The organism is Paeniglutamicibacter sp. NPDC091659 (genome assembly GCF_044756805.1).
GTDB lineage: Bacteria > Actinomycetota > Actinomycetes > Actinomycetales > Micrococcaceae > Paeniglutamicibacter.
In genome coordinates this window covers 217,894-240,967 of record NZ_JBIVTO010000003.1, presented here as the reverse complement: position 1 = coordinate 240,967, position 23,074 = coordinate 217,894, and the positions used below count along the sequence as shown (strand labels likewise).

General features: G+C 66.8%; 20 protein-coding genes. 10 read left to right on the top strand and 10 right to left on the bottom strand.

Going from position 1 to position 23,074, the window contains the following annotated elements:
• The first annotated feature begins 47 nt into the window (after positions 1-47).
• The 4 genes from ACIQLF_RS08620 (at position 48) to ACIQLF_RS08605 (ending at position 4,615) form a co-directional block, all read left to right on the top strand.
• A complete protein-coding gene (locus tag ACIQLF_RS08620; protein WP_400296869.1) occupies positions 48-923 on the top strand; it encodes a DNA-formamidopyrimidine glycosylase family protein in 876 nt (291 codons plus the stop codon).
• Positions 924-1,035: 112 nt separating this feature from the next.
• Positions 1,036-2,136 (top strand): pseudouridine synthase, encoded by a 1,101-nt coding sequence (locus tag ACIQLF_RS08615; protein WP_400297076.1) that lies wholly within the window; start codon positions 1,036-1,038, stop codon positions 2,134-2,136.
• Positions 2,137-2,162: 26 nt separating this feature from the next.
• The gene (locus ACIQLF_RS08610) at positions 2,163-2,768 is read left to right on the top strand and encodes a DedA family protein (RefSeq protein ID WP_400296866.1); all 606 of its coding nucleotides are present in this window, start codon (positions 2,163-2,165) and stop codon (positions 2,766-2,768) included.
• A gap of 2 nt (positions 2,769-2,770) precedes the next feature.
• Positions 2,771-4,615 carry a hypothetical protein gene (locus tag ACIQLF_RS08605; RefSeq protein ID WP_400296863.1) on the top strand — a complete coding sequence of 615 codons (1,845 nt, stop codon included), beginning with the start codon at positions 2,771-2,773 and terminating at the stop codon, positions 4,613-4,615.
• A gap of 25 nt (positions 4,616-4,640) precedes the next feature.
• On the opposite strand, the gene ACIQLF_RS08600 is transcribed toward ACIQLF_RS08605, so the two are convergent.
• The gene (locus ACIQLF_RS08600) at positions 4,641-4,946 is read right to left on the bottom strand and encodes a hypothetical protein (RefSeq protein ID WP_400296861.1); all 306 of its coding nucleotides are present in this window, start codon (positions 4,944-4,946) and stop codon (positions 4,641-4,643) included.
• Between the two features lie 64 nt (positions 4,947-5,010).
• Between ACIQLF_RS08600 and ACIQLF_RS08595 the strand changes: the two genes are divergently transcribed.
• Positions 5,011-5,787, top strand: coding sequence for a DUF1684 domain-containing protein (locus ACIQLF_RS08595; protein WP_400296858.1), 777 nt, complete (start codon positions 5,011-5,013; stop codon positions 5,785-5,787).
• 71 nt (positions 5,788-5,858) lie between these two features.
• On the opposite strand, the gene ACIQLF_RS08590 is transcribed toward ACIQLF_RS08595, so the two are convergent.
• Positions 5,859-6,638, bottom strand: coding sequence for a 3-hydroxyacyl-CoA dehydrogenase (locus ACIQLF_RS08590; protein ID WP_400296855.1), 780 nt, complete (start codon positions 6,636-6,638; stop codon positions 5,859-5,861).
• Between the two features lie 188 nt (positions 6,639-6,826).
• On the bottom strand, positions 6,827-7,399 hold the full coding sequence (locus tag ACIQLF_RS08585) for a YdeI family protein (RefSeq protein ID WP_400296852.1): 573 nt from the start codon (positions 7,397-7,399) through the stop codon (positions 6,827-6,829).
• Positions 7,400-7,585: 186 nt separating this feature from the next.
• On the opposite strand from ACIQLF_RS08585, the gene ACIQLF_RS08580 reads away from it, so the two are divergent.
• Both ACIQLF_RS08580 and ACIQLF_RS08575 read left to right on the top strand, forming a co-directional pair.
• Positions 7,586-8,353: a hypothetical protein gene (locus tag ACIQLF_RS08580; RefSeq protein ID WP_400296850.1), complete on the top strand. Its 768-nt coding sequence runs from the start codon at positions 7,586-7,588 to the stop codon at positions 8,351-8,353.
• 1 nt (position 8,354) lies between these two features.
• Positions 8,355-9,464, top strand: coding sequence for a tRNA-dihydrouridine synthase (locus ACIQLF_RS08575; RefSeq protein ID WP_400296847.1), 1,110 nt, complete (start codon positions 8,355-8,357; stop codon positions 9,462-9,464).
• 99 nt (positions 9,465-9,563) lie between these two features.
• Here the strand turns inward: ACIQLF_RS08575 and ACIQLF_RS08570 are convergent, their stop codons facing one another.
• Complete coding sequence (locus tag ACIQLF_RS08570; RefSeq protein WP_400296844.1) at positions 9,564-10,937, bottom strand: MFS transporter; 1,374 nt, start codon at positions 10,935-10,937, stop codon at positions 9,564-9,566.
• A gap of 48 nt (positions 10,938-10,985) precedes the next feature.
• On the bottom strand, positions 10,986-12,233 hold the full coding sequence (locus ACIQLF_RS08565) for a M20 family metallopeptidase (RefSeq protein ID WP_400296841.1): 1,248 nt from the start codon (positions 12,231-12,233) through the stop codon (positions 10,986-10,988).
• A gap of 163 nt (positions 12,234-12,396) precedes the next feature.
• Between ACIQLF_RS08565 and ACIQLF_RS08560 the strand changes: the two genes are divergently transcribed.
• Entirely contained in the window at positions 12,397-13,383 is a 987-nt protein-coding gene (locus ACIQLF_RS08560) for an Lrp/AsnC family transcriptional regulator (protein ID WP_400296838.1), read from the top strand.
• 447 nt (positions 13,384-13,830) lie between these two features.
• Here the strand turns inward: ACIQLF_RS08560 and ACIQLF_RS08555 are convergent, their stop codons facing one another.
• From ACIQLF_RS08555 to ACIQLF_RS08540, 4 genes are all read right to left on the bottom strand, one after another.
• Positions 13,831-14,664, bottom strand: a complete 834-nt coding sequence (locus tag ACIQLF_RS08555; RefSeq protein ID WP_400296836.1) for an alpha/beta hydrolase — start codon at positions 14,662-14,664, stop codon at positions 13,831-13,833.
• A 16-nt stretch (positions 14,665-14,680) separates the two neighbouring features.
• Positions 14,681-15,505, bottom strand: a complete 825-nt coding sequence (locus ACIQLF_RS08550) for an alpha/beta fold hydrolase (protein ID WP_400296834.1) — start codon at positions 15,503-15,505, stop codon at positions 14,681-14,683.
• A gap of 92 nt (positions 15,506-15,597) precedes the next feature.
• Complete coding sequence (locus ACIQLF_RS08545; protein ID WP_400296831.1) at positions 15,598-18,345, bottom strand: AAA family ATPase; 2,748 nt, start codon at positions 18,343-18,345, stop codon at positions 15,598-15,600.
• Between the two features lie 284 nt (positions 18,346-18,629).
• Positions 18,630-20,072, bottom strand: a complete 1,443-nt coding sequence (locus ACIQLF_RS08540; protein ID WP_400296828.1) for an MDR family MFS transporter — start codon at positions 20,070-20,072, stop codon at positions 18,630-18,632.
• Between the two features lie 164 nt (positions 20,073-20,236).
• Here ACIQLF_RS08540 and ACIQLF_RS08535 point away from each other — a divergent pair, with 164 nt between their 5' ends.
• Positions 20,237-20,776, top strand: a complete 540-nt coding sequence (locus tag ACIQLF_RS08535) for an NUDIX hydrolase family protein (protein ID WP_400296826.1) — start codon at positions 20,237-20,239, stop codon at positions 20,774-20,776.
• Here ACIQLF_RS08535 and ACIQLF_RS08530 read toward each other — a convergent pair.
• Positions 20,773-21,843 carry an FUSC family protein gene (locus ACIQLF_RS08530; protein WP_400296823.1) on the bottom strand — a complete coding sequence of 357 codons (1,071 nt, stop codon included), beginning with the start codon at positions 21,841-21,843 and terminating at the stop codon, positions 20,773-20,775. The two genes, ACIQLF_RS08535 and ACIQLF_RS08530, sit on opposite strands and share 4 nt — an antisense overlap.
• 381 nt (positions 21,844-22,224) lie before the next feature.
• Here ACIQLF_RS08530 and ACIQLF_RS08525 point away from each other — a divergent pair, with 381 nt between their 5' ends.
• Positions 22,225-23,016: an SDR family NAD(P)-dependent oxidoreductase gene (locus ACIQLF_RS08525; RefSeq protein ID WP_400296821.1), complete on the top strand. Its 792-nt coding sequence runs from the start codon at positions 22,225-22,227 to the stop codon at positions 23,014-23,016.
• Positions 23,017-23,074: the final 58 nt, after the last annotated feature.

Genomic DNA, 23,074 nt, shown 5'->3' with positions numbered 1-23,074 from the left:
CACCCGTGGGAATCTCGGGCTAGTCTAGTGATCAGGGTCACCCGACTATGGGGGTCGGGTGCCCGACTAGGCGATTGGTGGTAAAGACAATGCCCGAAGGGGATACGGTTTTTCGCACGGCACGTCGATTGGAAGCCGCGCTGGCCGGCCGGCGGTTGAGTGTGAGCGACTTCCGGGTTCCGGAACACGCGACACTCTCAATCGTGGACTGGATGGTCGAGTCCGTGGTTTCACGAGGCAAGCATCTGCTCATCCGCGTCAGGCCGCCGGCAAAGGTCGCGGCGCCTCCGCTGAGCATCCACTCGCACCTGCTCATGGACGGGCACTGGGATGTCTATGCCACCGGCGAGCGCTGGCGCACCCCCGCTTTCAAGGCCCGCGCGGTGCTGGGCAATCCGGCCTTCACCGCGGTCGGCTTCGACCTGGGGTTCCTGCACGTGCTGCGCACCACCGACGAGGTAGAGGTCATTGGGCACCTCGGACCCGATCCGCTGGGACACTCGTGGGATCCTGACGAGGCGGTGCGCCGGCTGATGAGCAACCCCGAACGGCCGATCGGCCTGGCGTTGCTGGACCAGAGGCTGATCAGCGGGCTGGGCAACATCTACCGTTCGGAACTGCTCTTTGTCACCCGGGTGCACCCGCGCACCCCGGTGGGCGCGGTCGAGGACCTGGGCCACCTGGTGGACATTGCCCACCGGCTGCTGCACGCCAACAAGGACCGGGCGCGCCGGGTGACAACCGGCACCGACGGCATGAACCCCTATTGGGTGTATGGCAGGGACGGCCTGCCATGCATGCGCTGCGGCGGCTTGCTGCACAAGGATTCACTTGCCGAATCCCCGCGCAGTGCCGAACGTGACGTGTACTTCTGCCCGGACTGCCAGAACGTCTACGTTCCCACGAGTGAAACAGCGTATTAGCGCATCACAGGTCCAGGGGGGACCCTGCCCGGCTGCTCCGATGACAGCCCGGGCTGCGTCGGTCCGCGGCCGGGCTCCCGGGCGGAAGCATGACACACTGGATTCCATGGCCATGCTCTCCCCCCTGCCCGTGCGCAACGGCGTCAACGCAACCCGGCTCCGCATCCCCTCCGCCGGGGAATGGGAGACGGTCTGCGACTACATGCTGCACAGGTTCGGGCACGTGGACGAGGCGGGCATCGTGCGGCGTTTCGAGACCGGCGAGGTGGTGGGCCTGGGTGGCGTGCCGCTTGAGCTGTCCACGCCGCTGGGCGCGCACGAATTCATTTGGTACTACAGGAACCTTCCCGTGGAGACGGAAATCCCGTTCACCGAGTCGATCCTTCACCACGACGAGCACCTGCTGGTCATCGACAAGCCGCACTTCCTGCCCACCACCCCCGGCGGGCGCTTCATCCAGCAATCGGCCCTGGTGCGCCTGCGCAACAGGGTGGACAACCCGGAGCTGATCCCGATGCACCGTCTGGACCGGGCGACCGCCGGCGTGCTGCTTTTCTCCACCAACCCGGACACCCGCGGCGACTACCAGACCCTCTTCGAACGCCGCGAAATCTCCAAGACCTATGAGGCCGTCAGCGCCCTGGAGCACGTGGACGGCCGGCCGGCGGGAGAAGTCATGGGAGTCGGCGGGCTCGGCGGGCGGGCGGAGGACCGCAGCGGCAACTTCGTTCCGGGCGCCGCGGGCCCGGGCAACAGCCTGCTGGATTCCGCGGGGCTTGAGACGGCGCTGGAAAACCTGCCGCTTGTCTACCGGAACCGCATGAGCAAGATCAAGGGCCAGCTGCGCTCGCTGGTGGAGGCCGGGGAACCGAACGCCGAATCGCTCGTCGAACTGCTGGGCGTCGGGCCCTCCGCCGGAAACTTCGCCGGGCTGAAGGTCGCGAAGTTCAGGCTGAGCCCGCACTCGGGAAAAACCCACCAGCTGCGCGTGCACCTTGCGGCGCTGGGCCTGGGCATCCTGAACGACCCGTTCTACCCGACGCTGCTGGACCTGGCGCCGGATGACTACACCCGACCGCTGCAGCTGCTGGCCCGTTCCATCTCCTTTGTCGATCCGATCAGCGGGGAGCCCGTCACCTACACCTCCCGGCTCGAGCTCTCCGAGTCCCCGGCGCCGCAGGCCCCGGGTGGGCCCGGGTTGGCCCGGGGCTAGGTCCGGACACAGGGATGCTCGCCGGCATGGAATCGACACTCGGGGACTTGCTCGATTCCCTGCTGGCCGGCGGGGAATTGTTCTACCCGGTGCTTTTCATCCTGGTGGCCCTGGACGCGTTGGTTCCGCCGATTCCCAGCGAGGTGTTGGCCATGGGCACCGGACCGATGGTCGCAGCGGGGCTGCTGAATCCGGTGACGGCGGTTGCCGTCACCGCAGGCGCCTGTTTCGCCGGGGATGTTGCGCTCTACGTGTTGTTCAAACACGGTGGGCGATTCCTGACCCGCTACGGGTGGGGTCGCTGGCTGCACCGAAACATGACCCGCCTGATGCTCAAGCTCGGAACCGGGGGCACCTACGCGTCGCTGCTGGGCATGCGGTTCCTGCCCGGCGGACGCAGCGCCTCCATGGCTGCGGCCGGAATCGCCCGCATCACCTGGCGTGTTTTTGCGCCCCTGGCGGCGGTCGGAGCCGTTCTGTGGGCGATCTGGATGCTGCTGCTGGGACGCCTGAGCGCCAGCGTCACGGGATTTCCCGTCTGGGGTTCCACCATCGTGGGCATGATTTTCGGTACGCTGGTCGGAATCGTACTGGCCGGGGTACTGACCATGTACAGGCGACGAAGGGGCTGAGCATGAGCACATCTGACACCCACACGACTGCCGCGTCTGCGGCCTTGGCCCGCCTGCGCAACGCCACGTCCGGGTCCGAAAACGAGCCGACGGAAATCGCCAAGGACCCGCCGGCACAACATGCTCCGGCAGTGCCCGCCCTCGACCGGCCGTCAACGGACCGGATCTCCGAACGCATCGCCCACCCAGTACCGCACCATGAAGAAGTTCCGCAGGACCTCGACGAACTCCTGCACCCCGAGCACCCGGAATCTCACTCGGGACCGCCCTTCAGGCACATGGACCGGCAGTCCGGTTCCAATCCAGGCGAAAACGAGGATGCGGATCCACGCGCCCTGCACGATCCGGCACCACGGGAAGCATCCATGGCCAGGGCGGCAACGATCCCGCCCAAGCCATCCACGGCCCCGCTGATTCCCGCGGCCGGTCCGGGCACTGCGCCGCCGACGGATCCCCCCGCCCCGCTCGGCACGCGCGAGGCGGCAGCTGTCTCCGGAGGCTTCTCGCCGGTCAACCAGTGGCTGGATTCGTTGCCCGAACCGGAGTGGCAGCAGATCGGCGACAAGATCTACGCAACCCCCACAAGGTTCAAGGCCCGGCTGGTCCGGGCACGGGCCGAACGCGCGCGGATGGTCGAGGCTCGCGAACGGACCAGGCTGATGGATGCCGCCCATGCCGAGGCCCTGGCCGAGGCGGCCAAACGCGACGAAGCAGAACACGCCGCCCGCTTCCGTGCCGAGCAGGAACTCGCCGAACGGCAGCTCCTCGAGGAGGAACGCCGAGAGCGGCTCCTTGAGCAACAGCGTCTCGAACAACAGCGCATTGAGCAACAGCGTCTCGAACAGCAACGCTTGGAACAGCAACGCGTCATCCCCGTCCAGGAATCCGCAGCGGCACCGCTGGTCGACGCACCACGGCCGGCACCGACCCGGACACCGGCGACTCCCGACGAGCTTGCGGCCTTGGTGGCAAGCGCCAAGGCCGCAATCGACCGGCAGCAGGCCCTCGTCGAACCGCTCTACGTCGCCCCCTATACCCTGCCCGACACCTCCCCCAACCCGGAGGCCACCGCGCAGGACACCATCCGGCGCTCACTCTTCACGCTTGCCGCCGCAATCATGGCCATCGTGTCGATCCTCGGAATCGGTGCGCTGGTGTCGGGATCCGTTCCCGGCCACGACACGCTGTTGTCCCTGGCGCCCGCCGCCTACACGTTGGTGCCGGTGATTGCCTTCTGGTCGCTCGCGGCCGCGTTGTATGCGTGGCTGCCCTCCCAGAGCTCGGCAGTGCGCCAGCGCGCCGTGGGCCGCACCTTCCCGCTGGCGCTGGCCGCATCCGTGCTGTGGCTGGTGTCGGTGAACGCAGGGTCCCTTATCCTTGCCTTCTGCGCGGCCACCCTGACCACAGGGTTGTTGCGGGTGACGGTGCGTGAGCTGAACAGCCACACGGCCCGGAGCGACATGGAACGCATGCTCACCGACGCCCCGGCGGGGCTGATGGCCGGTTTCTTCCTGGTGGTGTCGGCCGCGTCCTTTGCCGAGCTTTTGCAGTCCTGGAACGTGTTCGTGTTCCCTGACGTCTTTGCCTGTCTGATCGTTTTGGGCCTGGGCTACGTTGCCACAAATCTCTCCAGGACCGAACGCGGGCGCATCGTCCTGGCCTCGGGCTTCGCCTGGGGCATGTTCTGGCTGTTGGTGCCACGGCTGGTTGGCCCCGACCGGTCGGTCTGGGTTGCGGTGCTGGCCGCCATGGCGGGATTCGTGGTGCTGGTGGCCACGGAGAACCGCCGCTACCAGATCAGCCATGCCGAGCACCGGGCAGCCCGCGGCAAGCGCACGGAGTTCTGACACGCGGAGTTCCAGCGCCCGGCACTTAGTGCCGGAGCACCACCCAGCGGCCCTTGACCCGGCGCAACACCACAAGCTTTTCGGTCACCGCCACGCGCTCCACCGACGCGCGCATCAGCGCGGCCGATTCGATGCCGCGGGCATCGGGCTGCCCGTCGTCCTCCACGGTGTAGCGCACGGTGATGCGCGGGACCCCGGCGACCACATCGAGCTGGTTCGCATCCACGTGGTGGCGTTCGGCCAGCGCCGCCACGGCTGCGTCCATGACGGCTTCCGGGGCATGTCCCGGGCGCAGGCCCATGATGTTCAGTTGTGCACGGTATGAAGGCATGTCCCCCAGCTTAATGCGTGGGCTCGCCCCGGGGTGGGATCGCCGGAGGTGGCAGACTGGAGCCATGAGTGCACCAACAGATTTCGCCCAGTGGCGACGCATGCGCAATGAGGGTTTGGCCGTCGAGTTCGGCTGGTTGACCCTGAGCAGCTACCAGTGGCTGCCCGGCACGCCCGGGGCGCTGGATTTGCTGCCCGGCTTCTGGAGCGCCGACGCAAACGGCGCCCGTGCGGTGTTTGCCCCCGGGGACGACGTCACCGACACGGACGGCGAGCCGCTGTCCGGCACGCTGGAGAAGCTGCTGGACGAGGGCGAATCGATCCACTTTGTGCGCGTCGGCGACGTCCTGGTCGAGCTGGGCGTGCGCGACGGGCGCTACATGGTCCGCACCCGCAACCGCAGCCACCCCACGCTGCGCGGGTTCACCGGCGTGCCGACCTTTGAGTACGACCCCGTGTACGTCGTCCAGGGCCGTTTCACCGCATTCGAGTCCCCGCGAGTGGTGCCGATCGGTAGCTTCCGCGAGGACGCGAACTTCACCGCCGAGCTGGTGGGCGAGGTCGAATTCGAGCTCGCCGGGCAGACCCATCGCCTTGCGGCGACCCAAAACGACAACGGCTCGCTGGTGCTGACCTTTGGCGACGCCACCAACGGCGCGAGCACCGCAGCCTGGCGCTTTGTCGGCATCCCTGCCCCGGCCGCCGACGGTTCCGTCACCATCGATTTCAACCGCACGCTGAACTACCCGATGGCTTTCTCGCCCTATGCGGTCTGCCCGGCTCCCGCCGCGGGGAACCGACTGGCCGTCCCGGTCAACGCCGGGGAACAGCAGCCCGAGTAACTTTTTCCGGTCGGATACGCGGAGGGCCCGCGGCGTCAACGCCACAGGCCCTCCGCGGTCAAACCGTCGTCCTACTTCGGCCCCATGCGGATGGCGCCGTCAAGCCGGATGGTTTCGCCGTTGAGCATTTGGTTGGACACTATGTGGGAAACCAGTGCCGCGTATTCCTCGGGCTTGCCCAAGCGGGCCGGATGCGGCACCTGTGCGCCGAGCGAGGCCTGCGCCTCGGCGGAAAGCGATGCCATCATCGGGGTCTCGAAGATGCCCGGGGCGATGGTCATGACCCGGATGTAGTGGCGGGCCAGCTCGCGGGCCAGCGGCAGGGTCATCGCGGCGACGGCGCCCTTGGAGGCGGAGTACGCGGGCTGGCCGATCTGCCCGTCGAAGGCCGCAACCGAGGCTGTGTTGATGATGACGCCACGCTCGGGGGTTCCCGTTGCCTCGTCGATGACCGGTTCGCCCGCTGCCATGGCCTCGGCAGCCAGCCGGACCACGTTGAAGGTGCCGGTCAGGTTGATCGCGATGACCTTCTCGAAGTTCGCGAGCGGCAGCACGCCCTCGCGCCCCAAGACCTTGCCCGGGGTGGCGACGCCGGCGCAGTTGACCACCACGCGCAGCGGGCCGATCTCCCGGGCCGCCGCGATTGCCGCGCGGACATCGTCCTCGTTGGTGACGTTGGCCGGCACGAAGCGGGCCCGCTCCCCCAGCGCCGCCGCCGTTTCCGCGCCCTTGGACGAGGGCAGGTCCAGCAGGACCACGTAGGCGCCGGCATCGTGGAGCGCCTTGGCCGTCGCCGCACCCAGGCCGGAGGCCCCGCCGGTGACAAGCGCTACGGAATCGGTGATCAGCATGAATCCTCCATCGTGGATACGTTCCGGGCAGGTGCCCCGGAACAACATTTTGAGTTAGAAGGTGTTAACCCATGCCAGCGTAGACCGGGATTGACCAGGACAGAAGGGCATTGGGCAATAGTGACGGGTGGGCACCAAAGGCATGGAGGACGGCCAAAGTCGACGAACAGGAACCCGTCGGCCAAAAGCTAGAAAATGCCTTGTCCGGCGTCCAGCTTGGCGATGTATTCAGCGATTTTCCTCCGTCTGGTTTCCTCGCGCTTGACGGTGTGCAGCCGGTAGTAGATCGCGAAGCGTTCGGCGCCGCCCAAGGTTGCCAGCTTTTCCTGCGCGGCCGGATGCCCTTCCAACGCCGCCACGAAGTCCTCGGGCAATTGTGCGTCCTTCTGCCCCGCGTAGGCGCTGTCCCAGCGGCCGTCGGCCTTGGCAGCTTCCACTGCTGCGACTCCCTGGGGCGCCATGAGTCCGGCCTCCGTCAACCGCGCGATGGTCTCCACGTTCTTGGCCGACCACTTGCTCTTTGTGGTCCGCGGCGTGAACCTGTTGCTGAAGCTTTCCTCATCGCGGCCGTTGCGCCGACCGTCGATCCAGCCGAAGCACAGCGCCTGATCGACGGCCTGCGCGTAGGTGAGTTCGGTGACGCTGCCGCCCTTCTTGTGGAGCACCAGCTGCACGCCGGGGTGCGAAGCATGGTTCTCGTTCAGCCAGGATCGCCATGCGTCCTCGTTGGGTACCAGGAGTTCTTCAAGGTCTATTGCCATGGGAACCATCCCATCACACCGCAGGGCCAGAGCAACAGAAAAACCGCAACGCGCCCCGGGGCAGGCAATCCCGGGATGCGTTGCTAACATCCCATGTAAGGCAACGAATCAAGATCCTGCGGTTCGACGATTTCAGAATCCTCAGTTGCCATGTAAAGCCCCCACCAATTTCCTGGAGGAACACCTATGTTGCGTGTCAGGCCGATTCTGCACACACCCCATGCCGCGGAATGGGCAGCGCTGTTCACGGCACTGGTGCTTGGCGAAATCCGGGTCGCAGGCACAGATCTTGCCACGGCTCTGGGAGTTTCCGGGGGCCGGTGTTTTGCCGCGGACGCGGGACGCATCCTGCTGGCCGATTCGGACTCGTTCGCAACCCGGCTGGGGTTCGAGGTGCGCGATGTACAGAAATTTGCGCAATGGACCATCAGCGACGGAACACCGGTGCTCATGGAAACGGAAGAAACCGCAAGCGGCTCGGTGGAAGTCGCGAAAATCGTTGCACCCGACGGGGTGTCCTTCAGTGCCCGTCCCGTCGATCCCCTGCTCACGGCCGGAACGCCTGAGGCGCCCGGCTTGGAATCCCACGGCTTGGCCGTGGTGGCGCGTTGGGGAACGCCCAATATCGCCGGGGCAACTTCCACGCTGGCAAACATCGGCGCAAAGCCCGATGCCGCCGACGCAGCCACGGGCCGGGCGAGGTACCGGGCCAAACATGGCGGATACGTCGATGTGCGCGAAAACGACGTGCCCGAGGTCGGTTTCACCCTTGAATACACCGGTGCCGCTTCGGCCCTGGAAGAACGATTGGCCCGGGCCGGGTACGAGGTGCTGGTCCGCGACCAGGGACCGCACACGGTCCTGTCTGTGGGCCACCCCGACAGCGGCCTGCTGCAGGTCATTTGCACCCGCTCCCGGGGGAATAGCGTTGCCGGCGAACCGGTTGGATCCTGACATGAGCAAGCTTTTTGCACCGGCCACCCTGGGCACTCCGGACGGAACGGGGCTGGCACTGCGCAACCGCACGTTCCTGGCGCCGATGTGCCAGTACTCGATCACCAAGCGCGACGGGGTGCCGCACGCCTGGCAGATGACCCATCTGGGAGCCCGGGCCGCGGGCGGGTTCGCCCTGGTGTACACCGAAGCCACCGCCGTCACCGCTCAGGGGCGCATCAGCGACCAGGACACCGGCATCTGGAACGACGAACAGGCCGAAGCCTGGGCACCGATCGTCGATTTCATCCACTCCCAGGGGGCTGCCGCCGGGATCCAGCTGGCCCATGCGGGAGGGAAGGCATCCACCTACGCCTGGCTGCCGGGCCACACGGCCGCAGGGCAACGCGGGAACCTGCGTTCCCGGGACGGCGGCTGGGAAACCATCGGCCCGTCCGCCACGGACGTGCTGGGTCTGGCCCCGGCGACGGCCATGACGCAGGAACAGATCGACGCGTCGGTCGCGGACTGGGCCGACGCGGCCCGGCGAGCGGACGCCGCGGGGTTCGACGTCGTGCAGATCCATGCGGCCCACGGCTACCTGGTCCACCAGTTCCTCTCCCCGCTGACCAACACGCGCACGGACGCCTACGGCGGCAGCTACGAGAACCGGACGCGCTACGCTCGCGAGGTCATCGTCGCGGTGCGGGAGGCCTGGCCCGCCCACAAGCCGCTGGCGATCAGGCTGTCCGGCGACGACTGGGTCGAGGGAGGCTGGCGCATCGCGGACACCTCACGTTTCGCCGCCGAGGCCTTCGGGATGGGCGTCGGCGCCTTCGACCTGTCCAGCGCCGGGATCGGGGCCTACCACGGGCCCAGCGGCCCGGGCTTCCAGGTCCCGCTGGCCGCGGCCGTCAAGGCCGCGGTGCCCGGTGCGTTTGTCACGGCGGTGGGCCTGATCACCGAACCAGCCCAGGCCGAACAGGTCCTGGTGACGGGAGCCGCCGACGGGGTGTCGATCGGGCGGGCGGCGTTGAAGAACCCGAACTGGCCGGCGATCGCGGCCGCCGAACTTGGCGAACCGCACGAGAACATCCCGTTCCCCGCCCAGTACTGGCGCGCCAACTGGTAGCCGGCCATTGGTGACGGGCCCGGCCCGCTGAACCGAAAGAGACCGGGCGCGCACCCCTGTGGGGTGCGTGCCCGGTCATTGTGGCGGGGTCGGTGCGGCCTAGCCGTTCAGGTCCTTGCCCGCGGACTCGGGCAGCTTGTAGGCGGTGAAGGCGCTGACCAGCAGCAGGACCATGGCGTAGATCGAGAAGACCATGGCGCCGGCCGACCCGAACCAGGCGGCGAAGCCCGCCTGCAGGAAGGCAGCGGTGCCACCGAAGGCTGCGACGCAGATGGCGTACGGGATGGCCACGCCGACGGTGCGGATCGCGGTGGGGAACAGTTCCGCGTAGACGGCCGGGACGATCGAGGCGGATGCGGCGATGAAGATGAGCATGACCGACATCGAGATGAACAGCTGCCAGGCCTCGCCGCGGACGAACGATGCCATCGGGATCTGCAGGGCGGCGGCACCGACGCAGGAGATGATCAGCACCGGGCGGCGGCCGATGCGGTCGGAAAGCTTGCCCCAGAACGGCAGGGCGATCATGAAGACGATGTTCGCGGCAACGCCGGTCCACAGGGCCGCGGCCGGATCCATCTTCAGGGTGGAGATGGCGTAGGCGGGGGTGGAGATCGACCAGATGTAGTAGACCACGGTCAGCCCGACGGTCAGCCCGATGACCTGCAGCGCCTTGCGCCAGTTGGCAATGATCTGCGAGAACACCGACGGTCCGCGGTTGCCCTGCGCCGCCTTGGCGGCCTTCTGCTCCTCGAACTGCTCGGTCTCCTTCAGGCGCGAACGCATGATCAGCGTGTACAAGCCCATCAGGGCGCCGAGCGCGAACGGGATGCGCCAGCCGAAGCCCGCCATCTGTTCCTTGCTCAGCGTCATGGTCAGGATGGCGCCGAGCAGGGTGCCCATCACGATGCCGGCGGTGCCGGAGAAGTAGATCAGCGTGGAGTAGAGGCCGCGTTTGGGGGCCGGCGCCATCTCGGCCAGGTAGGTCTGCGCGCTGGGCATCTCGCCGCCGTGCGCCAGGCCCTGCAACAGGCGGGCGACCAGCAGGATCAGCGAGGCCGCGGCGCCGATGGACTCGTACGTCGGGGTGACGGCGATGATCAGCGAACCGACCGAGGCCAGTCCCACCGCGAGGGTCATCGCCGCCTTGCGGCCAACCTTGTCGCCGATCAAGCCGAAGAACAGGCCGCCGAAGGGGCGGGCCACGAAGCCGACGGCGAAGATCGCCATGGTGGCCAGGAACGCGGAGGTCGCATCCGCCTTGGAGAAGAGCTGGCCGGAGATGAAGGAAGCGAACGTTGCGTAGATCGCCCAGTCGAACCACTCCACGGCGTTGCCGGCCCCGATGCCCAACAGGGCCTTGGCCTTGGACTGCGCGGGTCCGCCGTGCGGGGAAACGGGTTCGGCGTGGCGCGGGCTTGCGGGAAGCGTGTCAGTTCCGTTTGCCGGGGGGAAATTCTCGGTGATGCTCATGTGTGGGGTTCCTTCGGTGCTGGCCTGGGAGAAGCGGGAGGGAGCGGGTTAGTTCGCCGCGGATGCACGAAGTGCTTGTAGCCGGCTGACGGCCAGGTGCGTGTAGAGCGCGGTGCCGCTGGAGAGCACCGAGTCGTCGAACCTGGCATAGGGCGAGTGGTTGTACTCGGCCGTTGCCAGGTCAGCGCCGGGGGTCAGCGCGGAGAGGAAGAGGAAGGAACCCGGAACCTCGTTCAGGACGCGGGAGAAATCTTCGCTGCCGGCCAGCGGATCGCGCATGGCCTTGTAGCTGGTTGCATCGAAGAGTTCCTCGACCGCGTTGCGTGCGAAGAGCGTCTCCGACTCGTCGTTGACGGTGGTGGGGTACTCCGTCTGGTAGTTGACGGTGACCTCGAGGCCGTGGGCCCGGGCGATGCTCTGCAGCAGCTGCGGGACCGAGGCCTGGAGCTTCTCGTGGGCCTCGTTGCTGAAGGAGCGGATGGTCGCCTCGAAGTATGCGGTGTCCGGGATGATGTTGCGTACCGTGCCGGCACGCAGCACGCCCACGGAGATGACCACCGGGTCGAAGATGTTGAACTGGCGGGTGACCATGGTCTGCAGTGCGGTGACCATCTCGGCGGCCGCGGTGACCGGGTCCTTGGCGGCGAAGGGGGCCGAGCCGTGGCCGCCGGCGCCGTGCACCGTGACAAAGAGGCCGTCGCTGGCGCTCATGATCGGGCCGCTCTTGGCGGTGAACACGCCGGTTTCCTCCATGGCGCTCATGACGTGCAGGCCGAAGGCCGCATCGACCTTCTTGCCCGAGGCCTCCAGCACGCCCTCGCGCACCATGTACGAGGCACCGTCCCAGCCCTCCTCGCCGGGCTGGAACATCAACACGACGTCCCCCGCCAGCGATTCGCGGCGCTCGGCCAACAGGGTTGCGGCACCGGCAAGCATCGAGGTGTGCAGGTCGTGACCGCAGCCGTGCATGGTGTCGCCGGTCTGCGAGGCGTACTCGACGCCCGACTTTTCCTGCAGCGGCAATCCGTCCATGTCGCCGCGCAACAGCACGGTGGGGCGCTCGCCGACGGGGACGTCGGCTGCGGCCCCGCCGCGCAGGACGGCGGTGACCGAGGTCAGGTCCTTGCCCAGGGTGATCTCGTAGCCCAGCGGTTCCAGCCATTCCAGCACCCGTTCCTGGGTGCCGGGCAGCTGCAGCCCAACCTCTGGCGCCCGGTGCAGCGCGTGGCGCAGCGCCGTGATCTCCGGCGCCAGTTCCTGCGCGTCCTGGAGGATTGAGGTTGATGAGTTGCTCATGCCCGGGTTCACTTCCTGTAGTTCGGTGATTTCGATTCACGTTTCGTGATCCGTATCACTTTCGATGTTGAGGCATGTGCAGGATGATGGGATAAAATTCGATAAAAATTGCGCAAGGCATGCAAAAAACCGCGATCTTGTGCACGGATCCAGGGGGCCGAGTTTGGAACTACCCGTCGAAGACCTCCAGCTGGTCAATGCGCTCCAGATCGCGCCGCGGGCCAGCTGGGCGGAGCTGGGTGCCGCACTGGGTCGACACCCCGCCACACTCTCCGCTCGTTGGAACAAATTGCGCGAGGACCGCATGGCCTGGGTACTGGGCCACCTTGGAGGGTTTCCCGAGCAGCACTGCACGGCCTTTGTCGAGGTTCAGGCCAACCCGGAACTCATCGACCAGGCCACCACGGAGCTATGCGCCATTTCCCAGGTGCTCACGGTTGACGACGCGAGCAGCACCGCGGATTTCCGGCTCACGTGCCTCGCCGCCGACTGGCTCACCATGGCGAGGGAGGTGCTGCCGCAGATCCGCAATGCCACTGGGGTCCAACGCATCAAGGTATCGCTATGCACCCGGCTCTTCGCCACGGGCAACATCTGGCGCTTGGACGTGCTCTCCCCGGCGCAAAAGGTCTCCCTGCAGCGGCTCAGCCACCCCGCAACGTCCCCGCCGACCCTCATCCCCGACACGTTCTGGCCGATGCTGCACGTACTGATGCGCGACGGGCGGGCCACCGCCAAGGAAATCGCCCAGGCGACCGGCCAGCATCCGTCCACGACCGGGCGCGCGTTGAAAACCGCACTCGATACGGGCATGGTGAGCCTGCGCTGCGAACTGGCCAGCCACTACACCGGCTGCCCGTTGGTCGTTCAGTGGTTCGCCCGAGTGCCGGCTGGTGCCGAAGACGCGGTGGCGGCATTCCTGACGGAGCACCGCACGCTGCGCTTGTGCGCCTCGACCACCGGGGCCGCGAACTTCACCTTCATGATGCAGCTGCGCACCCCCGCCGACATCGCCGACATCGAAGCCCGGCTTGCGGCACGCGTGCCGGGGGTCGTCATCGTCGAATCGTGCGTGGGAGTGCGCTCGTTCAAGCGCATGGGATGGATGCTGGATCCGGAGGGACGGCCGACCGGGGAAGTCGTCGTCTAGGTGTCGATGTCTGGAGTGCGCCAAGCGGCATGCTTGATTTCATGCGTTGGCTGCCAAAACCATTGAACCCGCGTAGTCAATGGGCCGGCCGGGCCGGGATGCACAGTGATTGCGAGACCGGAGGCGGCAAGAGGCGCCGCGAGTTCGTGGGCAAAGCGCATCAGATGCCGCCGTCCATGTGAAACGGACGGCGGTGCCTGTCGCCTGTCATCTTCCAAGGTGCGGCGGTGCGGGTCCGGGCCTCCAACCTCGAGTCCCTTGGCCTCCTTGAAATTGCCACCGCTGTTCCTTTGGATTCAACAGGTTGGAAGGACAAGCCCTACCGCCCCGCCGGTCGGGGCCTCAAACGCGGGGCCTCGGGGGATGCACCGTCCAGCGAACGCGATCAGCGCATGCGGTCCGTCGCCCATCCGCGCGAACCGCATGCCTTGCCACTGTCCTGCCAGCCTAGGTCGTATCGCCTTGGACAAGGCGCCGGGTGCCGGCGTGCTCGGTGGCCCAGCCGAGCGCATAGTCGGCGACTTCCTCCCAACCGGGAGCGGCGCACGTCCAGTGGTCGCGCCCGGCGAACTCGTGGTACTCGGTGAGCGCAGGCGACTTGGCATAGTGCTTCGCGTTCGACTTGTTCACAGAGGGCGGCATGATGTGGTCCTTCTCGCCGCCAATGAAAAGCAGCGGGGCCCGGTCCTTCGAGTAATCGACCCAGGTTTCCTGCCGGCCCGGCGTCAGGTTCGCGAGCAGTCCATAGGCCCAGACCCAGTTGCCGGGTGCCGGGATCGAGTACTTCTCCCATGCAACGTCGGAATCCTCGCGGCTGAGGGTGTTCGTGAACGCGTAGTGGAACTCCTCGGGGGTGAACCCGACGGCACGGTGGAAGTTCGCAGGGTTCTTCAGCGCCGGGAGCAAAGACTTTGCCTGCGAAAGCGGGGTTACCCGCACGCCCTCGGTCGGCGCCGAATTGACCACCACTCCGGCCGAACCAAGCCCCCGCGCCAAGAGCAGTTGCGTGAGCGTGCCGCCGAACGAGTGGCCCATGATGATCGGCGCGGTGTCGAGATTCCCGATGATCCCGGCGAGGTGGTCTACGGTCTCCGGGACGGTCAGCTTGGCGATGACTTCCGGGTTCTTCCGGAGTTCCTCGACTTCGATCTCGAATCCCGGGTAGGCGGGTGCGATCACGCGGTACCCCTTGGCTTCGTAGCGGGCGACCCAGTCCGTCCAGCTTCGTGGGGTCATCCAGAGGCCGTGGACGAGGACGATGGTGTCAGTGGTCTGGTTCATGGTGTCTTCCTGACTCTCAGGCTTCGATGAACTCGAGCAGGTCGGTGTGGAGGCGGTCCCGGTCGGTGTCCGGCAGCCCGTGCGGACGACCTGCGTACACCTTCAGCGTGGCGCCGGCGATCAGCCCCGCAGAACGCTTGCCTCCGATTTCGAACGGGACGATCTGGTCGTCGTCGCCATGGATGATCAGCGCCGGCACGGCGATCTTCGCCAGGTCGGGCCTGAAGTCGGTCGCGCTGAACGCGGCGATGCACTCGTAGGCGCCACGGTGTCCGCTGGCCATGGATTGCAGCCAGAAAGCGTCGCGGACGCCTTGGGAGATGTCGTGGTTTCGGTTGTGGCCAAAGAACGGCCCGTCGGCCAGCTCCCGGTACAACTGTGAGCGATCGGCAGCTTCACCGGCGCGAATGGCGTCGAACCCCTCCACGGGCATGCCCTCGGGGTTGCCGTCGGTGCGGAGCATGAAGGGCGGCACCGCGGAGACAAGCACGATCCGCGCGATGCGGTCGTTGCCGTACCGGCCTATGTAGTGAACGACTTCACCGCCCCCGGTGGAGTGGCCCACCAAGGTGAGGCCTTGAAGATCGAGGGTGTCGATCAGGCAGGCAAGGTCGTCGGCATAGGTATCCATCTCGTTGCCTTGCCAGGTCTGGGAGGACCGTCCGTGGCCGCGGCGGTCGTGGGCGATGACCCGGTGCCCGTGCATCGCAAGAAAAAGTGCTGCAGCGTCCCAGGCGTCGGCGTTCAACGGCCAACCGTGGGACAGGAGCACGGGCGAACCCGCACCGCCCCAGTCCTTGTAGAAGATCCGGGCGCCGTCTTCGGTGGTGACGTATGGCATGGTTTTCTCCTCTGTCCCAAGCAAGCTGTACTTTCGAGGATGGACGGATCCCCGTCGAAGCGGACCACGTGGAACGCGTAGTCCTGAACCGCTCAGAGCCCGCGGGGCATCATGCCGGCAAGCTTTCGACGCGAGGAGACACCGAGCTTCTGGAAGATCTTCCGCAGGTGGTAGTCGACTGTGTTCGGGCTGATGAAAAGCTCGTTGCCGATCTCTGCGTTGGTGAGTCCCTGGGCCGCGAGACGCGCGACAGTGAGCTCCTGGGGAGTGAGGAACGCCAGGGCATCATCCCCGGGTTCGAGGGCGACGGTGCCGCCGGTTGCCGCCAGTTCCGCCTGCGCTCGGTGCAGGAACGCGGTCGCCCTGATCCTGTCGAACATCCGGGCCGCGACCTGAAGCTGCCCACGAGCGTCCCCTCGACGCTTCATGCGGCGGAGCCATTCGCCATAGAGGAGGTGGGCCCTGGCGAGGTCGCCGGGTGCCGCAGCGACGGACAGCTTTGCGATCGCGGCACGGTAGAGGGCCTCGGCCTCGTCGTCACCGGCAAGGAGTGCCCGCGACCTGAGGAGAACGCCGTGGAGCCATGGCGCATCGTTGGCCGCTGCGCGTTCGGCGAGGAACGCAAGTGCATGCTCTGCTTCCAGCGGGTGCCCACTGCGGTGGGCGGCTTCCACGAAATCACCCATCACGTAGTAGGTCGCCTGCAGTGCAGGCCGTTCGGCGATCGTGCGAATTCGCTCGAAAGCGGCGTGATAGTGCCCTTCCGCGATCTCTCGGATCCCGATTGCCGTCATCGCCGCGGTGTGGACGCCGCCGAAACCGACGCTCTCGGCCTCCGCCGCTATCGCTTCGACCTCGGCCAGCGGGGTGCCGATCCAGGCGAGATAGCCGGCGTTCACGGCGTTTTCGGCCGGATACCCGATCGCCCGGCGTAGCTCCCGGACTTGATCGATGTATTGCCCCGAAGCACGGGGATTGCCGCGGCCGAGTTCAAAGACGGAGAGGATCCAAAGGATCGTATCGAGCACGAGCAGTTCTCCGGCATCGCGTGCCAGCCGGGCCAGGCGCGTCAAAGCGGCGTAGCCGGTTTGGGCGTCCCACAGCGCGGTCGAGAACACGATGCAGGTATGCCCCAGCCGGACCACCTCGGCGTCCGGGGTGGCCATGATGGCGCTGAGGGCGTCGCGCATCAGCGGCGCCGCCGCGGCATAGGGGTCAAGAATGAGTGAGGCCAGTGCCCGCAGTATCGGCGTGTACCGGGTCTCGGACTCCTCCGCTGCGACGCGGAGGCGGCTGCCGAGTTCGGCAAGATCGGTCCCCTCGAGCTGCCATTCGACGGCCATCCAGTATTCAAATGCGCGCACCAAGGCCGCGTGTTCGAGCTCTTCGTCGACGCCACGGAAGCAGGCCGAGGCACGGAGCATGTCGCGGGTGCCGGTCCGAATGCCTCCCGGGTCCGCAGCAAAGAGGGCGATCGCGGCGCGCGCGCCCAAGATCCGGCCCCGGTCGACGCCGTCAATCCGGGCTTCGTCAATCCCGTCGAGAAGGGATCCAGCGACCCCCGCCGCACCCCCGGCCAAGGCGGCCTCCGCAGCGTCCAACAGCCGTGCCGCCCGGAGACGTCCATCCGCGGAAAGCGCTGCGGCCCGGCCAAGCAGCGCGGAACGCGAGGCAAGTCCGCCCCGTTCGCCGGCCGTCGCTGCAGCGGCTTCGAGCCGCGCTGCGGCCGATTCGTCGGTTCCAACGACCGCCAGGGCGACATGCCATGCGGCAGTGGAAGCGAGGCCTCGCCCGTCGGCATCGGCCGCGAGCGCGGCGTGCACGGCCCGCCGTGCCGGGCCTGGTGCTGCCGCGTAGACGGCCGATCGCACCAGCGGATGCCGGAACCGGATGCCTCGGCCCACTTCGAGCAACCCGGCGAGCTCGGCCGGGGCGGCATCCTCGACATGGAGACCGAGTGCGTCCGCGGCACCCATCACGACGTCGACGTTCCCGGTCGTCTCGGCGGCCGCAACCAGCAGCCACTCCTGCGTGGCCGGCGGCAGCGCGCGGACCTGTCGGAGATAGTGCGATTCCAGGTTGCGTCCGATCGGGATCGGCTCCCCGCCGAGTGATGCCTCGGTGAGTTGCCGGATCGTGAATTCGTGGGCGAGATCGATCAGCGCCAAGGGGTTGCCGCCGGTCGCGGTCGCAATGTTGCGTGCCGAGAGCGGGTCGATGGGCTCATCGATGGAGCGCAAGAGCAGTTCGACCGCAGCTACAACGTCCAGTCCCTGAAGCCGAAGTGACGGAATCCCGGCGGCACGCTCGAGCAGATCGGGCGAATCGCGGAACGCGATCAGCAGGACAACCGACTCGGCCTTCAAGCGCCGGGCGATGAAGATCAGCAGGTCGAACGACTCCGCATCGAGCCACTGTGCATCATCGATCACGCACACGACGGGCCGTTCGCGGCCTGCTTCGCTGAGTAACCCGAGCAGGCTGAGACCGACGAGGAACGGCTGTGGAGGGATGCCGGGCATCGCTCCGGCGGCGACGTACAGGGCGTCGCGCTGCCCCGGCGGGAGCCGGTCGAGAAACGGGGACAGTGGCATGCCGAGCCGTTGGAGCCCTGCGTACGGCATTGCCGACTCGGACTGGAACCCATCGGCTCGGATGACGAGTGCGGCCGGCTCGGCGCTGTGGCTCACCGCGTCGAGCAGCGCGGTCTTCCCGATCCCCGGTTCCCCGTGAATGACCAGAGCCGCGCTCACGCCATTTCGCGCGGCCGTGACCATGCCACCCAACTGGCGGAATTCTGGTTCGCGCCCGACCAACGCCGGCGTCGGCAACTCGGCCATGGCAGCATGCTAGTCCCGATCGACCGCCAAGTGCCAGCGGTTTCCGCCCCGAAACCCTGCGCCGCTACGCTGCAGCCATGAAGCAGTCTGTCGTAGCCGGATTTTGCAGGATCCCGGGAAACATGCCGGCCAGGTGGATCCGGTGTACCGGATCCACCTGGCCGGTGGCAAAGACCTAAAGTGCGCCCAAGAGATCGCGTGGTTGAGCGCTCACTGGCCCGGCTTAGCGCTCTCCGTAGTGGCCAAGAGAGCCCGAGGCCGGCGAGTCAGCGGGATTTGCCCATCTAGTGCGAGACGTGCGCCTTCTCCGCGTGTTCCTCGGCCGGGGCCTTGGACAGGAACAGTGCAACGACGACCATGCCGACTGCGCAGATCGCGGCCACGGTGAAGCCGGCGGAGAAACCGGAGATCTGTGCGGCGATCGGGTCGCTACCGGCCACTGCCCCCGCGGAAATCCGCGAAGCCAACACGCCGACCAGCAGTGCGGTGCCCGCGGCGCCGCCCAGCTGCTGCAGGGTGCTGAGCACGGCCGAACCGTGCGAGTGCAGCGAGTGTGGCAGCGGGTTCAGCGCGGTGGTGAACGCCGGGGTGAAGATCAGCGCGAGGGACAGCGACATGGTCAGGTGCAGACCGATGATCACCGGGATCGGGGTCTCGGCGCCGAGCAGGCGCGAGTACCCGAAGAGCACCAGGGCCAGGATGACGGAGCCGGGGATCACCAGCGGGCGCGGGCCGACCTTGTCATAGGCGCGTCCCACGAACGGGGCCAGCAGGCCCATGAGCAGGCCGCCGGGCAGCAGCATCAGGCCGGTGGCCAGCGTGTCCAGGCCGCGCACGTTCTGCAGGTACATCGGCAGCAGGATGATGACGCCGAACAGCGCCACCATGGCCAACACCATCAACACCAGCGAGAGCGTGAACGGGCGGTAGGTGAAGGGGCGCATGTCCAGCAGCGCGTGGTCCTTGCGCTGCAGCTTCAGCTGCAGCATCACGAACGTCACCAGCGACAGCACAGCAATCACCAACACGACCAGCGTCGTGGCGTCCAGGCCGCTGGAGGAAAGCTTGCTCAGCCCGTAGACCAGGCCGCCGAAGGCCGGGACGGAAAGGATGATCGACGGGATCGAGAGCGGCGTTCCGGAGGCCTCTGCGTTCTTGTTCAGGCGCGGGGCGCCGATGATCAGGGCGGCGATCGCGATCGGGGCGACGATCAGGAACATGAAGCGCCAGTTCAGGAACTGCAGGATCAGCCCGGAGATCGTCGGGCCGATGGCCGGGGCCACGGAGATCACGATCGACACGTTTCCCATGATCACGCCGCGGCGGTGGGCCGGCACCAGGTCAAGGATGGTGGTCATCAACAGCGGCATCATGATCGCCGTGCCGGAAGCCTGGATCACGCGGGCGCCGAGCAGCAGTGCGAAGCTCGGTGCCGCCGCGGCAAGCAGGGTGCCGACGGAGAACAGTCCCATGGCCAGCAGGAAGACCCCGCGGGTGCTGAAGCGCTGCAGCAGGAATCCGGTGGCGGGAATGACGACGGCCATGGTGAGCATGAAGATCGTGGCCAGCCACTGGATCGCATCCTCGCTGACCTTGAATTCGTGCATCAGCACGGGCAAGGCAACGTTCATGATCGTCTCGTTGAGGATCACGATGAAGGCGGAGATGATCAGCACCGTAATGGTGGCCAGGTCCTTGGGATTGAGCCGGGTATTGGTCTCGGTCACGAAGTGTGGCCTCTTCCATGAAGTATTTGGCGGTCGGGGAACATTTGATGCTAGCGTTCGCGGGCGTCATTTCATTCCCGAACACGGATAGGTCTTGGCACACACAGGACAACACGGCGACGCCAAGATCGCCATTGGGGCACCCATACGCCAAGATGGAGAACATGAACGTACGCACTCCGGATCCATACCCCGGCTGGTTGTCAGACGAAGACCTCTACGAGGCTCGTGCCCGCCTACCGATGCTCTACGTCGAGGCGATCCCGGTCCGGCTTGATCCCCTTGGCTACGTCACGGAACTCGGTCTGCTGCTCACGGCGGATCCGGAGGGCCGAATGCTTCGCACCTTCGTATCGGGCCGGGTCGTGTACCGCGAAACGATTCGAGCGGCGCTCATCCGCCACATCGAAAAGGATCTGGGTCCGATGGCCATGCCGCAGCTGCCGCCGAGCCCCGCACCCTTCACCGTCGCCGAGTACTTCCCGTCCCCTTCGGAGACCGGGTTGACCGACGAGCGCCAGCATGCCGTTGCGATGGCCTACATCGTGCCGATGCGCGGCGAATGCTCCCCGCGCCAGGACGCGCTCGAGCTGACCTGGCTGACCCCGGAAGAGGCACTGAGCCCGAACATCCAGGAGGAGTTCGCCGGCGGTCGCGGGAACCTGGTGCGCCAGGCGCTCGCCCACGTGGGCTACATCCGCTAGCCGTCCTTGTTCGCTGTGCGGCGCCTGTACCAATTGCCGCACAGCGAACCCAGCAGCACCACCGCAATACCGACCGCCGAGCCGATCACCGTTTCCAGCACCCTGTCGTAGAGCAACTTGGTGTTCAATCCGGTTGCGATCGAGGCGCCCATCAGCGCCAACGGGGTCACGAAGATCTGGGCAATGAAGTAGTTCCGGGCGATGAACAGCTCGGCACAAACCTGCAGCAGCCCGATCAGGACCAGCAGCGCCCACACCGGCGGCTGGAACGCGATGATGGCGGCCATCAGCACGATGCCGGTGAGCGTGCCGAGCACACGGTGGATTCCCCTGCGCACCCGATGCCGGGTGGTATGCCCGACCAGCGGCACCACTGCGGCGACCATGGCCCAGTAGCTGTGCCCGGTGAACAGCGTCGGTGCCAGCAGGTTGGCGATGCCACCGGCCAGGCCGGCGGCGATCACGTAGAAGAACGCTTCCCACCAGATGGCCGTGCGCACGGCTTTGGACATGGCAGGCTGGCGCGTTCGCGCTCCCCATCCCTTGGAACCGGGTAGCAGAATGCCGGAAAATCCGATCACTATGGCCAGCAGCACTGCAACCAGCGCAGCACCCAGGGACTGGGCCACCGGCGGCTGGGTTGGCATCGAGGCGATCGCCGCGAAGGCGAAGATGTGGAAGAGCGACCCGCCGGGACGCAATTGCAGCAGGCCTGCGGCCACCGCACAGACACCGGAGACCACGGTGGTCAGCGCGACGATCATCCAGGCCCCTCGCGCGGGATCCGCATGGTCCACCAGGTATGTGGAGCACAGCGCGGCCAGCAGGATGACGGCCAGGAACAGCGCTCCCGCCTTGGACTGGGCAACCAACCGGTTCGCGTACCCCGGCACGCGGCCGTAAACGCCGGTGAAGGCACCGAACACGACGAACGGCACCAGGTCGAGCCGGCCCATCGCCAGCACTGCCAGGAGCGGGACGAACACTCCGATGCCCGTGCGCAGGGCAATCAAGTGATCGTCACGCGCCGGGCCCAGGGTCAGCAACCCTCCGAATTTTTCGCCCATTCCGGCATCCCCGTTTCTCGTCGGCCTGCACTTCACCATGCCGCAGATCTCGGTGTTCGCTGCCGTACCAGCCATCCCAAGTACCGAGAATATCGGCTGCAACGAACGCCTCACAGGCCATCGCCCGCCCCATTGGAAGTGAAACACATTTGGTCGGAGATGCAATGGGCCACCGGATTTCCTTGATGCGCTGATCGTCAATCAGTGATCACTCAAAGCCAAGCGTTGTCCTTGCTGGATGCGACATAGTTCAAGGTAGAGGCAGCCTTGCCTGCAATTTCGATGGGCGTTCCCCGGCTGGCGCGACTTCTGGCGTGTCGAGCACGGCAACCTTGCAGGCAAACGACATTCACCAGAAATCCCGATCAAAGGAGCGACACCGTGCAGCAAAACAGTCCGAAGGTAGCCCTGGTGACCGGTGGCGGAACGGGGATCGGAGCCGCGGTGGCAGCGAAGCTGGCGGCCGACGGCATGACGGTTGTTGTCACGGGGCGCCGGGCCGAGCCGCTGCAGCAGGTAGCCACCGAGATCGGCGGCATGGCGGTGCCCGGCGACATGTCGACCTCGGCCGGAGCCGAAGCGGTGATCCAAGCGGTCCTCCAAGCACACGGCCGGCTCGATGTCGTGGTGGCCAACGCCGGAGGGCATGGATACTCGTCCGTGGGCGAGACGACGGACGAATCCTGGGGCGCATCGCTGGATGCCAACCTGACCACCGCGTTCATGCCGATCCGCGCCGCCCTGCCGGCGCTCATCGAAGCCTCCGGAACTGTCGTTGTCGTTTCCTCGCTGGCCGGACTCTTTGCCGCGCCCCAGACCGCGGGCTACACCGTCGGGAAACACGCGCTGATCGGTCTGGTGAAATCCCTGGCCCGGGACTACGGCCGGCACGGCATCCGCGTGAACGCGCTGTGTCCCGGCTGGGTGCGCACGCCCATGGCCGACGAGGAGATGGACGTGCTGATGAAGGACGGTGGGTTCGAGAGCAGGGAAGCCGCCTACGCCAAGGTGACCGGCAACGTGCCGCTGGGCCGGCCGGGCGAACCCGCGGAGATGGCTTCGATCGTGGCTTTCCTCGCCTCGGATGCATCCTCCTACATCACGGGCTCCACCATCGTGGCCGACGGCGGGGCGCACATCGTGGACCTGCCCACGCTTGCCTTCCAGCCGTAACCGCCGGAGCCGGCCGCTCCAACGCACCGGCCATCCCCGCCACTGAACGCGCCGCAGC